The 14,485-nt window shown below is 72.0% G+C and carries 15 protein-coding genes; 10 read left to right on the top strand and 5 right to left on the bottom strand.

Annotation, left to right across the window (positions count from 1 at the left end; all coding sequences use genetic code 11):
* Positions 1 to 58 precede the first annotated feature (58 nt).
* The 3 genes from G3I78_RS02900 to G3I78_RS02890 all read left to right on the top strand — a co-directional run bounded on the left by G3I78_RS02900 (position 59) and on the right by G3I78_RS02890 (position 2,198).
* Complete coding sequence (locus G3I78_RS02900; protein WP_239157580.1) at positions 59 to 694, top strand: hypothetical protein; 636 nt, start codon at positions 59 to 61, stop codon at positions 692 to 694.
* 70 nt (positions 695 to 764) lie between these two features.
* Entirely contained in the window at positions 765 to 1,493 is a 729-nt protein-coding gene (locus G3I78_RS02895; protein ID WP_164421114.1) for a DUF1775 domain-containing protein, read from the top strand.
* Between the two features lie 93 nt (positions 1,494 to 1,586).
* Positions 1,587 to 2,198: a hypothetical protein gene (locus G3I78_RS02890; RefSeq protein WP_164421113.1), complete on the top strand. Its 612-nt coding sequence runs from the start codon at positions 1,587 to 1,589 to the stop codon at positions 2,196 to 2,198.
* Here the strand turns inward: G3I78_RS02890 and G3I78_RS02885 are convergent.
* Both G3I78_RS02885 and G3I78_RS02880 read right to left on the bottom strand, forming a co-directional pair.
* A complete protein-coding gene (locus G3I78_RS02885; RefSeq protein ID WP_164421112.1) occupies positions 2,173 to 3,024 on the bottom strand; it encodes an isocitrate lyase/phosphoenolpyruvate mutase family protein in 852 nt (283 codons plus the stop codon). The two genes, G3I78_RS02890 and G3I78_RS02885, sit on opposite strands and share 26 nt — an antisense overlap.
* A 76-nt stretch (positions 3,025 to 3,100) precedes the next feature.
* Positions 3,101 to 4,228, bottom strand: a complete 1,128-nt coding sequence (locus tag G3I78_RS02880; RefSeq protein ID WP_164421111.1) for a helix-turn-helix domain-containing protein — start codon at positions 4,226 to 4,228, stop codon at positions 3,101 to 3,103.
* A 184-nt stretch (positions 4,229 to 4,412) separates the two neighbouring features.
* On the opposite strand from G3I78_RS02880, the gene G3I78_RS02875 reads away from it, so the two are divergent.
* From G3I78_RS02875 to G3I78_RS02850, 6 genes are all read left to right on the top strand, one after another.
* Positions 4,413 to 6,200: an FAD-binding dehydrogenase gene (locus G3I78_RS02875; RefSeq protein ID WP_164421110.1), complete on the top strand. Its 1,788-nt coding sequence runs from the start codon at positions 4,413 to 4,415 to the stop codon at positions 6,198 to 6,200.
* 35 nt (positions 6,201 to 6,235) lie between these two features.
* Positions 6,236 to 6,613, top strand: a complete 378-nt coding sequence (locus G3I78_RS02870) for a DUF6153 family protein (RefSeq protein WP_164421109.1) — start codon at positions 6,236 to 6,238, stop codon at positions 6,611 to 6,613.
* A gap of 53 nt (positions 6,614 to 6,666) precedes the next feature.
* Positions 6,667 to 7,218 carry a DUF305 domain-containing protein gene (locus G3I78_RS02865; RefSeq protein WP_164421108.1) on the top strand — a complete coding sequence of 184 codons (552 nt, stop codon included), beginning with the start codon at positions 6,667 to 6,669 and terminating at the stop codon, positions 7,216 to 7,218.
* Between the two features lie 188 nt (positions 7,219 to 7,406).
* Positions 7,407 to 8,879: a family 43 glycosylhydrolase gene (locus tag G3I78_RS02860; protein WP_164421107.1), complete on the top strand. Its 1,473-nt coding sequence runs from the start codon at positions 7,407 to 7,409 to the stop codon at positions 8,877 to 8,879.
* A gap of 38 nt (positions 8,880 to 8,917) precedes the next feature.
* Positions 8,918 to 10,357: a family 43 glycosylhydrolase gene (locus tag G3I78_RS02855; RefSeq protein WP_164421106.1), complete on the top strand. Its 1,440-nt coding sequence runs from the start codon at positions 8,918 to 8,920 to the stop codon at positions 10,355 to 10,357.
* A 77-nt stretch (positions 10,358 to 10,434) separates the two neighbouring features.
* Positions 10,435 to 10,743 carry a DUF3040 domain-containing protein gene (locus tag G3I78_RS02850; protein ID WP_164421105.1) on the top strand — a complete coding sequence of 103 codons (309 nt, stop codon included), beginning with the start codon at positions 10,435 to 10,437 and terminating at the stop codon, positions 10,741 to 10,743.
* Positions 10,744 to 10,773: 30 nt separating this feature from the next.
* Here the strand turns inward: G3I78_RS02850 and G3I78_RS02845 are convergent, their stop codons facing one another.
* From G3I78_RS02845 to G3I78_RS02835, 3 genes are all read right to left on the bottom strand, one after another.
* Positions 10,774 to 11,343, bottom strand: coding sequence for an HAD-IIIA family hydrolase (locus G3I78_RS02845; protein WP_164421104.1), 570 nt, complete (start codon positions 11,341 to 11,343; stop codon positions 10,774 to 10,776).
* A 69-nt stretch (positions 11,344 to 11,412) separates the two neighbouring features.
* On the bottom strand, positions 11,413 to 12,627 hold the full coding sequence (locus G3I78_RS02840) for a cytochrome P450 (protein WP_164421103.1): 1,215 nt from the start codon (positions 12,625 to 12,627) through the stop codon (positions 11,413 to 11,415).
* A 79-nt stretch (positions 12,628 to 12,706) separates the two neighbouring features.
* On the bottom strand, positions 12,707 to 13,720 hold the full coding sequence (locus tag G3I78_RS02835; RefSeq protein ID WP_164421357.1) for a DUF2278 family protein: 1,014 nt from the start codon (positions 13,718 to 13,720) through the stop codon (positions 12,707 to 12,709).
* Positions 13,721 to 13,905: 185 nt separating this feature from the next.
* Here G3I78_RS02835 and G3I78_RS02830 point away from each other — a divergent pair, with 185 nt between their 5' ends.
* A complete protein-coding gene (locus G3I78_RS02830; RefSeq protein ID WP_164421102.1) occupies positions 13,906 to 14,337 on the top strand; it encodes an SRPBCC family protein in 432 nt (143 codons plus the stop codon).
* Positions 14,338 to 14,485 lie beyond the last annotated feature (148 nt).

Genomic DNA, 14,485 nt, shown 5'->3' with positions numbered 1-14,485 from the left:
GGGCCTTTGCCGGACCCGCCTGCCAAGGGGGCCCGGGATGGCCCATGATGAGCGGGCCATGCACAGTTCCGTCACGACGACTCGCGCGCCTCTGCCCGTTCCGCGGGCCGCGGTGTTCGCCGTCGTCGGCACGGTGCTCGGGGTCAGCGCCCATCATCTGCTCGCCGAGGGCCCGGTGCCCTGGAGGCAGGGGGCGGCCGCGGCGGCGGTGCTGTTCGCGGTGGGGCTGGTCGGCGCGCAGCGGCCCCGGAGTCTGGCCGCGGTCGTCGCGTGCAGTGTGGCGGGACAGTCCGGGCTGCATCTGTGGCTGTCGCTGACCGCGCACACTCCGGCCCTCCATCGGCACGGCGGGCAACCGCACGGAGCCCATCTGGCGTGGCACGAGCGGCTGCACGGCTCCCTGGCCATGACGGCGGCGCACGCGGTGGCCGCCACGCTCGTCGCCGTCCTGCTGCACCGCGCGGACGCGGCCTGCTGGACGGTGGCCCGCGGGGTGACGGCGGCGCTCGACGCGGTACGGGCCCGACTGGCCGCCGCCCGGCTGCTGTTCGCCCGGCCCACGGCACCGGCGCGCACGGCCTCGGTGACCGCCGTGCCGGTGTACGACGAACGGCCGCTCACCGCACGGCCGTTGCTGGCGCACGCGGTGGTACGGCGGGGTCCTCCGGCGGCGGGCACGGCTCTCGCCCACTGACCCCGACCGGGGCGCCGGTCCGGCCACCCCGGACAGCTGTCCCGTCGTACCACCCTGCCTGGAGACACGCATGTCCCGTATCACCCTGCCCCGCCTGTCCGTCGCCGCCGCCTTCGCGGCAACCACCGTGCTGCTCACCGCCGTTCCGGCCGCCGCCCACACCGAGGTCGAGGCCGACAAGGCGCAGGCCCTGGCCGAGAACGTCACCGTCTCGTTCCACGCCGAGGCCGAGTCCGACAGCTCCGGGATCACGTCGGTGCGCGTGGTCCTGCCCGAGGGGATCGCCCCGGCCGACGTGAAGTACGGCGAGGGCCCCAAGGGCTGGAAGTTCACCGCGAGCGCCGACGGCTACACGGTCGGGGGCCCGGAGCTGAAGACCGGTGCGAGCGCCGAGTACTCCGTCGTCGTACGGCAGTTGCCCGACGCCGAGGAGGTGCCCTTCAAGACCCTCCAGACCTACGGCGACGGGCACGTGGACCGCTGGATCGAGCTGGACGAGAACAGCGAGACCCCGGCACCGACGCTGAAGCTGAAGGCGGCGGCACCGGGCGCGAAGGCGGTCAGCCCCTCGCCGAGCGTGACGGCGAGCCCCACGCCCGCACCCGCGCGGACCACCCCGGAGGAGACGGCCCCCGAGTCCTCCCCGCAGGCCGCCGCCACCGCGAAGGACGACGAGGGCGGGCTGTCCGCGGGCGCCTGGACCGGCATCGGCGCAGGCGTCCTGGTGGCGGTGGCCGCCGTGGTCTTCGCGGTACGGCGCCGGGGCGCGACCAACACCGGCACCGGCACCGAGGAGTAGGCGCTCCCGGTCCCGGGGTTTTCCCGCGGGTCCCGGATGAATCTCCCGCCTCCGGGTAGGCCAGCCACACGGCGTACCCGGAGATGGAGTGCCATGACCTGCACGAACTCCCCCACACGGCACGGGATCTGGGCGGTGGCCCTCGCCGTCACCGCCCTTGTCCTCACCGGAGCCTGCGACGACGGCGACGGTGGTGACGCCGGGGCGTCCCGGACGGCCCGGCCCTCCGCCACCGGCTCACCGGGCCCGCCCTCGACCGGGGGCTCCCCGGCGCCCTCCCCCTCCCCGACGCCGACCGCCACCGCGCCCGCGGACCCGGAGGGCGCCGAGCGGGACGTCCGGGAGGCGTGGACGGTGCTCTTCGACCCGAAGTCCTCCCTGGACGAGCGCAGTGACGTCGTCGAGGACGGCGACGAGAACGCCCTGATGATCGACAACCTCTTCCGCGACCGGACCGGCGGCAGGCTGCGCGCCGAGGTGACCTCCGTGTCGTACACCTCGGACACGGCCGCCCGGGTGGCCTACGACCTCACGCTCGACGACCGCCGGCTGGACACCGGCGGCCCGGGGGCGGCCGTACTCCAGGACGGGAACTGGAAGGTCGCCCTGCGCACGGTCTGCGGGCTGACCCGGCACGCCGAGGACGCCCCCGAGGCGCCGAGCTGTGCGCTCGTGTCGGCTAGCCCTGCCGGAACAGGTCGTTGAGCTCTGTCTGGGAGAGCTGGTCCGAGGCGTAGGAGAAGGTGCCCCGGTCGGCCAACTCCCGTGCCGCGTCCAGCAGATGGCGGTACATCGCGCGGGCGATGCTGCCGCCGACGGTGACCCGCCGGACGCCGAGTTCGCGCAGGTCGTCGAGGGAGAGGGCGTTGCCGGTCAGGCCCATCACCACGTTGAGGGGGCCGTCGATCTCCCGGACCAGGGTGGCGATGGTCTCCGCGTCGGCGGCGCCGGGGACGAACGCGCAGTCGGCGCCCGCCTCCAGATAGGCGTTGGCCCGCCGTACGGCCTCGTCGAGCGGGCCGCCGACGAGGAGCACGTCGGTGCGGCCGACCAGGACGAAGGGCTCGCCGCCGGCCGCCAGGGTCTCGCGGGCGGCGCGGATGCGGTCGGCGGAGAGCTTCTCGTCGTGGAGCGGGCGGGCGCGGTCGCCGGTGAAGTCCTCGATGTTGCCGCCCGCGGCCCCGGCGGCGAGCGTCCTTGCGACGGTGGCGGCGACGGTCTCGGGCGACTCGCCGTACCCGTCCTCCAGGTCCGCGCTCAGCGGTACGGCGATCCCGGCCGCGATCTCCCGGACCCGGCCCAGCATGGTGTCGCGGTCGACGCGGTCCTCGGGCGGCTGTTCGGCGAAGAAGTCGTGGTCGGGCCGTCCGAGAGAGAACGCGACGCCCGCGCTGGTGGTTGCCACGGCCGGGAACCCGGCCGCCTCCAGGACGCGGGCGCTGCCCACGTCCCACGCGTTGGGGAGCAGGAAGCAGCCCTCCCGGTGCAGGTCGGCGAAGCGCTGCGCCTTGGCTCGGCTGTCGGTGTCCACGCGGTCCTTCCCGGCCCGTCGCCCCTCGACGGGCTCACGGCGAAGGTACGCCGCGGGGCCCGGCGGCGCATGTCGGCTACGCCACGCCGAGCCAGGTCGTGAGCGCCCACCACCACTGGAGGGTGTGCAGCGGGCCCGAACTGCCCTCCCCCGGCTGGTCGCCGGTGATCTGCTGGAACCGGCCGAGGCGGTAGCGGACGGTGTTGGGGTGGGTGAACAGGGCCGCCGCCGTCTGGTCGAGCCGTCGGCCGTGCTCCAGGAAGGTCCGTGCGGTCAGGGCGAGTTGGCGGTGGAAGTCGTCCGCCGGGTCCAGCGCGCCGAGCAGGCGGCTGCTCAAGTGGGCGCCGAGGAGCGGCTGTTCGGCGAGGGCGAGTTCGGCGGCGAGGTCGGTGAGGTCGTACAGGCCGACCCGGCCCTGGGGTCCGCCGAGGTCGACGGCCCGGGCGCACAGCCGGTACAGCGCGCGCAGTTCGGCGGCGGGGGCGGCCGGGGCCACGCCGACCAGGGCGCCGGGCGGGAGTTCCCCGGGGTCCGGCGGGCGCGGGGCGAGGCCGGCCACACGGCCGTCGAGGAGGGCGGAGACGGGCAGGGTGTGCGGACGGGCCGCGGTGGCGGCGAAGCAGTGGTGCAGTCCGTCGGCGTTCGGGTGCAGGCCCGCCCGCGTCAACTCCTCGGCGGGCGGCACGACTCCGTCGATCAGCAGCTGCCGCAGCAGCCGTCCCCGGACCGCGCCCGCCTCCCTGGGCGCCTCCTGTTCGGCGGCCCGGTAGCCGTTGACGACATGGCGTTCGACCGCGTCGCCGTACTCCTTCATCCGCAGCACGACCGAGAGCAGTGCGGCGTCGGGGATCCCGGCGTCGCGGCAGCGGTCGACGGCCAGTTCCACCGCGCGGGTGAGCCCGGCCTGGACGCCCTGGAGCACGGCCGTCACGGCGACCCCCTGCACGGCGCGGTCGGCGCCGAGCAACAGGGCGGCGCCGAAGTCCTGTTCGTCGACGGCCTCGGCGCGTCCCAGGGCGGCGAGCCAGGGTCCGGCCGCCCGGATCAGCGCCGTGACGTGCGAGCGGGTCTCCGCCTCGCCGATCCTGGCCAGTTCCGGGGAGCGGGTGCGGGCTGCGCGGACGAGTTCTCCGCAGACGTCGGTGTCCGAGGCCATGTCCAGCAGGATGCCGATGACCGGCTCGGGGCCGTGGACCACGGTCATGAGCTCCCCTCCCGCGACTGTCTCCGGGACACAACGCGAGGGGGGCCGCGTTGACACCCGGCCACTACCGCTCCGGAACGACGTGCTGCTTTCCTGTGGGCTACCGACGGTAACAGCGCAGTTGGCGCAGCAACACCCTTTGCCCTCTCTTGACTTCCCCTGTCATCTGCCCCGGAGGTGCTCCATGGACACACCCGTATCCGCCGGCGACGGCGTCACCCGCCGCCACGCCCTGACCGTGGCCGGAGGTGTGCTGGCCGGTGCCGCCCTCGCCCAGAGCGCCTTCCCGGCCTTCGCCGCCGAGTCGCAGGACGCCGACGCCATCGTCGTCGGCCACGGCCTCGCCGGACTGGTCGCCACCGCCGAACTCGCCGCCGCGGGACGCAAGGTGCTGCTCCTGGACCAGGAGCCGGAGGCGAGCCTGGGCGGCCAGGCGTTCTGGTCCTTCGGCGGGCTCTTCTTCGTCAACTCCGACGAACAGCGCCTGATGGGCGTCAAGGACTCCAGGGAACTCGCCTGGCAGGACTGGCTCGGCACGGCCGGCTTCGACCGCGGTATCGACGACCCCTCGGGCCAGGACTACTGGGCCTACAAGTGGGCCGAGTCATATGTGGACTTCGCGTCCGGCGAGAAGCGGTCCTGGCTCGCCGGGCTCGGCGTGCAGTGGTTCCCGATCGTCGGCTGGGCCGAGCGCGGCGGCGGCCTCGCGGACGGACACGGCAACTCGGTGCCGCGCTTCCACGTCACCTGGGGCACGGGTCCCGCCGTGGTCGAGCCGTTCGAGAAGAAAGTCCGGGCCGCGGTCGCCGCCGGCAAGGTCACCTTCAAGTTCCGGCACCGCGTGGACGGGCTGGTGACCACCGGCGGGACGGTCACCGGTGTGCGCGGCGCGATCCTGGAGCCGAGCGGCGCCGCCCGCGGCAAGCCCAGCTCCCGTACGGTCGTCGGCGACTTCGAGCTGCGCGCCCCGGTGGTCGTCGTCACCTCGGGCGGCATCGGCGCCAACCACGACCTCGTACGGCAGAACTGGCCGGCCCGGCTCGGCACCCCGCCCAAGTTCATGGTGACGGGGGTGCCCGCGCACGTCGACGGCCGGATGCTGGCGATCACCGAGCAGGCGGGCGGGCGGATCGTCAACCCCGACCGGATGTGGCACTACACCGAGGGCCTGCGCAACTACGACCCGATCTGGCCCGGTCACGGCATCCGCATCCTGCCGGGCCCGTCCTCGATGTGGTTCGACGCGAAGGGCCGCCGCTTCGGGGCACCCGACCTGCCGGGCTACGACACCCTCCACACCCTCAAGTCGATCACCGACTCCGGGTACGACTACTCGTGGTTCGTCACCACGCAGAAGATCATCGCCAAGGAGTTCGCGCTCTCCGGGTCCGAGCAGAACCCCGACCTCACCAACAAGGACATCTGGCAGCTGCTGTCCCGGATCTGGCAGACGCCGGAGCCGATCGAGCGGTTCAAGGAGAAGGGGGAGGACTTCGTGGTCGCGTCCACGCTGTCCGAACTCGTCGCCGGGATGAACAAGTTGACCGGGGACAACCTGATCCGACTCGCCGATCTGAAGCGGCAGATCGAGGCGCGGGACCGCGAGATCGACAATCCGTACACCAAGGACCTCCAGGTGATGGGGATTCGCAACGCGCTCAACTACCCCGGGGACTCGCTGAGTCGGACGGCCGCCATCCACAAGATCCTCGATTCGAGTGCCGGGCCGCTGATCGCCGTACGGCTGAACGTTCTCACCCGGAAGACGCTCGGGGGGCTGCAGACGGATCTGGCCGGGCGGGTGCTGGGCGCCGACGGAGCGCCGGTGCCCGGGCTCTACGCGGCCGGGGAGGTTGCCGGGTTCGGGGGTGGCGGGGTGCACGGATACCGGTCGCTGGAGGGGACGTTCCTGGGCGGGTGCCTGTTCTCGGGGCGGCAGGCCGGGAAGGCGGCGGCCGCGGCGACGGCGTAGCACCCGGTCGGTGCCGTGGCTCTAGGATGAGCCCGATGACCCGACCGAAGCAGAGTGACGCGCGCCCGCCCCGGTGGCGGGCGTTGCTCCTGCTCGCGTTGCTCGTCGGGCTCCTCGGGATGCACGGGCTGGCTCCCGGGGGCGGGGTCCATGGGCATGAACGGGTGGAGTCCGCCCATGCGGTGACCCTCGACGAGGGCTGTCATGACGGGTGCGGGTCCGGGCATCTTCACCATGCCGACTCGACCTGTGCGTCGGGAGCGCTGAGCGGTGGGCCGGTGTTGCCCGCGCTCGCTCCCGACCCGGCCCTGACCGTCGTGGGCCAGGACGAGCCGTGCTCCGAGGTGGTCGCGTCGCAGGACGGGGCCCGGGCGCCGCCCTCCCTGTCGGAACTCCAGTTGCTGCGGATCTAGAGACAGCGTGCTTCGTCGCGTCCGGATCCGTTTCGCACAACAGGAGTTCCAGCATGCGCACCACCCGTTTCGCCGCGCTGTCCGTCAGCGCCGTGTTCGCCCTCGCCGCCTGTGGGGGCGGTGACGGCGCCGAGTCGCACAACTCCCAGGACGTCTCGTTCGCCCAGGGGATGATCCCGCACCACCGGCAGGCCGTGGAGATGGCCCGACTCGCCGACGGGCGAGCCTCCTCCAGCCAGGTCAAGGACCTCGCCGCACGCGTCGAGAAGGCGCAGGGGCCCGAGATCAGGACCATGAGCGGCTGGCTGAAGACCTGGGGCGAGGACGTCCCGTCGTCGATGGCCGGGATGGACCACTCCGCGCACTCCGGCATGGCCGGGATGATGGACGACGCCGACATGGGCAAGCTGGAGAAGGTGTCCGGCAAGGACTTCGACTCCCTGTTCCTGACCATGATGGTCGAACACCACGAGGGTGCCGTCGAGATGGCCACGGCCGAGAAGGCCAAGGGCGAGTACAAGGACGCCACGGCCATGGCCGACTCCATCGTCACCACGCAGAACGCCGAGATCAGCGAGATGAGGAAGCTGCTCGGCGAGAAGTGACACGTCCGCTTGTCGCCGCGGTGTCCGCGCCCCTCGGTGCGGACACCGCGGCCTCCCGGGGCGGTTGGGGTGTCTCGTGCAGATGAAATGCGTGTGACGGAAGCGTTGACGAGTTCTTGACCCGCCCTTATCTTCTGACCGAAGTTACGAACTGCGTTCGAAATTACGGACAGGACGGACGGTCCCGGATGCGTCGACTGCTGGTCTGTGTGTTCGCCTTGCTGCTCGCCCTGGTGTCGGCGAACCCCTCGGCCACCGCGGCCGACGGCCGCCCCTACACCAATCCGCTCAAGTCGTCGAAGGGCGCGGATCCCTGGCTGGAGTACTACGACGGCAACTACTACCTGGTGACCACGACGTTCACCGGCATCCTGGGCATCCGCAAGTCCCCGACCCTGGCGGGTCTGGCCACCGCGCCGAACGTCCAGGTGTGGTCGGACACCACGTCGACCCGCAACACCAACATCTGGGCGCCGGAGCTGCACTTCCTGGACGGCCACTGGTACCTGTACTACTCGGCCGGCCAGAGCGGGGTCGCCTGCTGCGACTCCCAGCGCACCCATGTGCTGGAGAGCGCCGGGACCGACCCGATGGGCCCCTACACCTACAAGAACACGCTCACCGGCTCCAACCTCACGCCGAGCGGCTGGCTCATCGACGCCAGCGTGCTCCAGCACGACGGGAGTCTGTACCTGGTCGGAAGCGGGTTCGTCAACGGCAGTACGCAGAGCCTGGTCATCGCGCCGATGAGCAATCCGTACACGCTGGCCAGCAACACCTTCACCGTCATCTCCAGCCCCACGCTGAGCTGGGAGACCTCCGGCGGCGCGGTCAACGAGGGCCCCGAGCCGCTGTACCACGACGGCCGCACCTTCCTGACCTACTCGGCGAGCTTCTGCGCAACGGCCGACTACAAGCTCGGCCAACTGGAGTTGACCGGCTCCGACCCGCTGAACCCGGCGTCCTGGACGAAGAAGCAGACCCCGGTCTTCCAGCGCAGTGACGCCAATGGCGTGTACGGGCCCGGCCACAACGGCTTCTTCACCTCGCCGGACGGCACCGAGAACTGGATCGTCTACCACGCCAACTCCGCCGCGAACGGCGGCTGCGGCAACGGACGCACCACCCGCGCCCAGGAGTTCACCTGGAACGCCGACGGCACCCCGAACTTCGGCACCCCGGTCGCCCTCGGCACCAGCCTGCCCGGCCCGTCCGGCGAGACCGCGGCCACGCCGACGTCGTACACCCTGGTCAACCGCAACAGCGGCAAGTGCCTCGACCTCAACAACGGTTCGACGGCCGACGGCGCCAACATCTTCCAGTGGACCTGCACCGGCGGCTCCAACCAGAAGTGGCGGATCGAGGATCTCGCCGACGACACCAACCGGCTGGTGAACGTGGCGACCGGCAAGGTGGCCGACGTGGCCGACTGCTCCAGCGCGGACGGCGCCGACATCCGCCAGTGGTCCTGGCTCAACAACAAGTGCCAGCGCTTCCGCCTGGTGTTCACCGCCGGCGGTGACTACGTCCGGCTCGTCAACGAGTCCACCGGCAAGGTCGCCGACGTCGCCGACTGCTCCACCGCGAACGGAGCCGACGTACGGCAGTGGACCTGGCTGAACAACAACTGCCAGCAGTGGCGCCTCGTACCGACGACGTGACCGGCCCGACCGGGCCCGCCCGGAACTGGAGAACTCCCTTGAGACGCACCGTCGTTCGGCTGCTGACAGCCGTCCTCGCCGCCGTCCTGATAGGCGTCGGCGTCCCCGCCCACGCCGCCGTGCCCGACTCCCCCGCCGTGACCTACACCAACCCGATCGCCGAGAAGCGGGCCGACCCGCACATCTTCAAACACACCGACGGCTACTACTACTTCACCGCGACCGTCCCCGAGTACGACCGGATCGTGCTGCGCCGGGCCACCACCATCCAGGGCCTCGCGACGGCCGCCGAGACCACGATCTGGACCAAGCACTCCAGCGGGGTCATGGGCGCGCACATCTGGGCGCCGGAGATCCACTTCATCGACGGCAAGTGGTACGTGTACTTCGCCGCCGGGTCGACCAGTGACGTGTGGGCGATCCGGATGTACGTCCTCGAAGGTACCGGCGCCAACCCGCTGACCGCGACCTGGACCGAGAAGGGGCAGATCAAGACCACCTGGGAGAGCTTCTCGCTGGACGCGACGACCTTCGTCGTGAACGGCGTGCGCTACCTCGCGTGGGCGCAGCGCAACCCGGCCGAGGACAACAACACCAGTGTCTTCATCGCCAAGTTGGCCAACCCCTGGACCATCAGCGGGACTCCGGCCGAGCTGTCCCAGCCGACGCTGTCCTGGGAGACGATCGGCTACAAGGTCAACGAGGGCCCCGCGCTGATCCAGCACGGCGGCAAGGTGTTCCTGACGTACTCGGCGAGCGCGACGGACGCCAACTACTGTCTGGGGATGCTGACCGCGTCCGCGACGGCCGACCTGACGAACCCGGCGTCCTGGACGAAGTCCCAGACCCCGGTCTTCCAGTCCAGCGCCGCCACCTCGCAGTACGGTCCGGGCCACAACTCCTTCACCACGTCCGAGGACGGCAAGTCGGACATCCTCGTCTACCACGACCGCAGCTACAAGGACATCAGCGGCGACCCGCTGAACGACCCCAACCGCCGCACCCGCGTGCAGAAGGTCTACTGGAAGGCCGACGGCACCCCCGACTTCGGCATCCCGGTCGCCGACGGCGTCACTCCGAAGCGCTTCTCGTCGTACAACTTCGCGGACCGCTTCGTGCGGCACTGGGAGTACCGGGCGAAGATCGAGACGAACGTGTCGCCGCTGGCGGACTCGCAGTTCAGGGTCGTCACCGGGCTCGCCGGTACCGGCACGGTCTCCCTGGAGTCGGCCAACTTCCCCGGCTACTACCTGCGCCACAAGAACTTCGAGGTGTGGCTGGAGAAGAACGACGGCACGACGGCCTTCGCCGCCGACGCCAGCTTCTACCAGCGGGCCGGGCTCGCCGACTCGGCGGGAGTCTCGTACGAGTCGTACAACTACGCGGGCCGTTACGTCCGGCACTACAACTACCTGCTGTACGTGCAGACTCCGGGCACGGCCACGGACCAGGGGGACGCGACCTTCTACGCCCAGTGAGCCCGGTCACCGGACGGTTCGCGGGTCCTTCTCCGGGCACTCGGAGAAGGACCCCTCCGGATCCGCGAGGAGCGACAGTGACGACAGGGCGACTCCCCGATCACGAGCAGCGCATTCTGGACGAGGTGGAACGCGCCCTGCGTCGCGACCGCCGTCTGGACCGCCGGCTGCGCACGCTGCGGCTGCGCCGGCGGCCTGACCTGTCCCGGGTCACCCACTACCGGCCGCACGTCCTGACCGTGAGCCTGCTGCTCGCGGTCTCGACGGCACTCCTGGTGACCGGCATCGTCACCGCCCGGCCCCCGGTGATCTGGGCCTTCGCGGGCGTCTGGCCGCTGACCCTGTTCGCGGTGTTCCGGCTGGTGTGCCGGTGGACGGAACGCTGAGCGGTCGGCCGCCGCCGGGGGCCCACTCGGTCAGCCGTCCCCGAAGGCCTCCTCGATCGGCCGTTCGTCCACCAGGACCCGCCCCTGCGGCGGCCCGGTCAGCAGCGCCCGTACGGCGGTCAGGACGTCCGGCGCCACCTGTTCGGCCCGTGCCGTCTCCTCCGGCCGGGTCCGCTCGTCCGGCACGAGGATCCCGTGGGCGCCCACCCGGGCCGCGGCCTCGGCGTCCGCGGCGGTGCCGACGACCGCGCAGTCGGCGGGGGCCGTGCACAGACGGCCCGCCGCCCAGAGGATCAGGCCCGGTTCGGGTGGCCGGCAGTGACAGTGCTCGTCGGGGCCGTGCGGGCACACTCCGCGGATGTCGAAGGGGCCGAGGAGTGCGTCGACGCGGTGGTTGAGGGCCCGTACGTCGGCGTCGCTCAGGTCCTTCCGTGCCCCCTTCCCCACGGCGAGGAATCCGGTGCGCACGCCGTGCAGGCGCAGCAGGCCGAGGGCCTCGCCGGCGCCGGGGGCCGGGCGCAGCCGGTCCGGGTCGAGGGTGTCGTCGGCGAGGATGCTGTCGCGGTCGAACAGCACCGTACGCGTGCGGGTGCGCGCCATGGGGCCACCTCCCGGTTCTCCTCGGTCCGGGTAACCCGACGGGGTCCTTCCATGCGAGACGAGTGTGATCTACCAGGTCAGGTGCAGGCGTTGGGGCGAGCGGTGGATCATCGTCGGCCGCATGGTGACCGGCTCTCCCTCGGCGAGCCGCAGCCCCGGCAGCCGGCGGGTCAGCTCCTGGAGGGTGAGGCGGAGCTGTTCGCGGGCCAGTTGGGAGCCGGGGCAGCTGTGCACCCCGAATCCGAAGGCGAGATGGCGGCCGGGCGGGCGGGTGATGTCGAAGGCGTCGGGGCGCGGATGCCGTACTCCGTCCCGGTTGGCGCCGGCGAAGGCCACGAACACCGTTGCGCCTGCGGGGAGTTCGGTACCGGCCAGGGTGACGGCACGGGTGGTGACCCGGCGGAAGCCCTGGAGGGCTCCGTCGTAACGGGCGGCCTCCTCGACGGCGGCCGGGATGCGCTCCGGCTCCGCGCACAGCAGCTCCCACTGGCCGGGGTGGCGCAACAGATGCAGAACGGTCGTGCCGATCAGCGCGGTGGTGGTCAAATGCCCGGCGATCAGCAGGTTCTGGAGGTGTGCGACGAGTTCGTGGCGGTGGTCGAGGGTGAGTTCGCCCGGCTCGGTGAGGGACGCGACGAGTTCGGTGCACAGGTCCTCGCGCGGTCCGGCGTGCCGCTCGCGCGCGTACCGGTCGAGGAGGTGCTGCATCGCCACCACGTCCTCGGCGGCGGCGACCTGCTCGGCCTCCTCCAGCGGCCGGAACAGCAGCTCCTCGGCGCGGTGCCCGCCGTGCACGACGGCCGGGACGTCGGCGGGGTCGAGGCCGACGATCCGCCCGATGACATCGCCGGGCAGCCGCTGGGCGTACGCCGACATCAGCTCGACCCGGCCGTCCTCGGCGAACCCGTCGACGAGGGCGGCCGCGCGCTCGGCGGCGTACGGAAGGACCGCGGCGACCCGCGACGGCGAGAGTCCGCGCACGATCGGCGCGCGCAGCCGCTGGTGCAGGTCGCCGTCGGCGGTCACGACGACCGGGCGCCCGCCGAACCCGCCGCCGAGGACGGCGAGCGCGGCGGGAGACGGCAGGACGTCGGGCACGAGGGCGTTGGCCGAGGAGAAGTCCTCGGGGCGGCGCAGCACTTCGCGTACGTCGGCGTCCCGGGCGACCAGCCAGGCGTCGAGTTCGGCGACGCGGGCCAGGCCGTCGGCGTTCCGTGCGTGGTCGTAGTGCGGGTACGGGTCGCTCTGCAACGCGTCGAGTCTGCCGTGCCGTTCGCTGTCCACGGGACGCCCCCTGCGGCCGGTCGGTGCGAGTCGCGCTCATGGTCCCGTACGGCCGCGGGGGTGTACATGCAAGCGCGCGTCAAAACACGACGGACCAGCCCTCGCGCCCGGCCTGCTCGGCGGTGTACGAAACCCCGTGCACCTTCAGGGAGTTGGCGTCGAGGAGGGTGATCTCGCCGCCGTGGTTCCCGAGTTGGGCACCGCCGCCGCCGAGGGGCGCGAGCAGAGTGGCGCCGGCGGCGAGCGGCCCCGGCGGTACCGGGGAGGACTGGCCCAGGCGGTCGAGGAGACGCCAGCCGGTCAGGTCGACGGGGTCGGGCGAGGCGTTGAGGAGGGTCACGCTCTCCGGTTCGGGGGCCGGGCCGCGAGGGTTGACGAGCGCGGCGACGAGCCGGACGGGCTGGGTGCCGGGCTCGGGCCGGGTGGGGTCGACGCCCTCCAGGGTGTGGCCGGTGAGGTCGTCGGTGTGCCAGGACTGGCTCTGGAAGGCGAGGAAGACACCGACCCAGCGCCGCTGTGCCGGGAAGTGGATGAGGAGGCCGCCGTCCTGCCACACGCCGTCGTCGCCCTGGAAGCGCCTGCTGTTGCCTTGGTTCATGTGGATGTCGTGGATGCCGTTGCCCGGCTTGAAGCCGAACACCTTGTCCTTGACGCCGGTTTCGGGCCCCCAGCGCTCACCGAACACGTACAGCCGGGCCTGCGGGTCGGCGACGGCACGTCGGACGTGGTGGTCGAGGAGGTCGGCGAGGTCGTTGTCGGGCCCGGAGACGTCCGGCGGCAGGGTACGCAGGAGCGCCGGGTCGAAGAGGTTGCCGCGCACGAAGTCGAGGTTGGGCCCGCCGGGTCCGGACGGCAGGGTGTTCCAGCCGCCCTCCAGCCCCTCCAGCCGGTCCGTGACGGGGTGCCGGAAGTCCTCGCTGACGAGATAGAGCAGCTCGGAGGGCTGCTCCGAGGACAGGACGTTGACGGCCGCGCGGTAGTGCGTGCCCGCGTCGTCGGCGAGGTGGATCTGGTAGTGCGGTGTGTCGTGGCCACCCTCGCGCCGGGTGTCGTCGGCCCGCGTGATCAGTACGCCGTAGGTCTTCAAAGGCATGACGATCAACTCCCCCTGAAGAGGGACGGACTGCCCCTCCATGGGGCAAAGGGTAGGACTCCCCGGCCTGCCGCGAGGGCGAGTTCACCCGACGTACGTCCGCGCGCCCGGGTCCGGCTGCGCCATGTATGTGAGACCGCTATGAAATCCCCGCTGAGCAGGCCGGATTCCCTAAGATCGGCCCCGTGGTCACCTTCCTCCTCGAACGCACGGCCCCGCTCTCCCAGGACGAGGCCTGGCGCCGCCTCACGGAGTGGCCCCGCCATGGCGAGGTCGTCCCCCTGACCCGCGTCACCGTCGTCCCACCGGGCCCGACGACCGAGGGCACACGCGTCGTGGCCCGCTCGGGGGTGGGCCCGCTCGCCTTCGACGACACCATGGAGGTCACCGTCTGGCGCCCGCCCGCAGAGGGCGTCTCAGGGCTGTGCCGGCTGGAGAAGCGCGGCCGGGTGGTGCGGGGCTGGGCCGAACTGGAGGTACGCCCGGGCCCCGGCGGCCGGGCCCGGGTGATCTGGCGGGAGGAGCTGCGGGTTCCGCTGGTGCCGGGGGTGGTGCTGGGGGTGGCGGCGAGGTCGGTGTTCGGGCGGGCGTTGAATCGGTTGCTGCGGGGGCGGTGAATCGGTTGCCGTGGTGGTGGTGAATCGGCTGCCGCGGGGCGGGTGACGGGGCGGGCGGTGTTCGGCAGGCATGTGCGGGGACCGGCGGACGGCGCCCGGCAGGCCTTGATCCGGGCTGCTGCCGGAGCGGTGACCGACGTGCGAAAGT

This window comes from Streptomyces sp. SID13726 (assembly GCF_010548375.1).
Lineage (GTDB): Bacteria > Actinomycetota > Actinomycetes > Streptomycetales > Streptomycetaceae > Streptomyces.
Note: the sequence above shows the minus strand (reverse complement) of the source record. Positions and strands in the feature narration are given on the sequence as shown.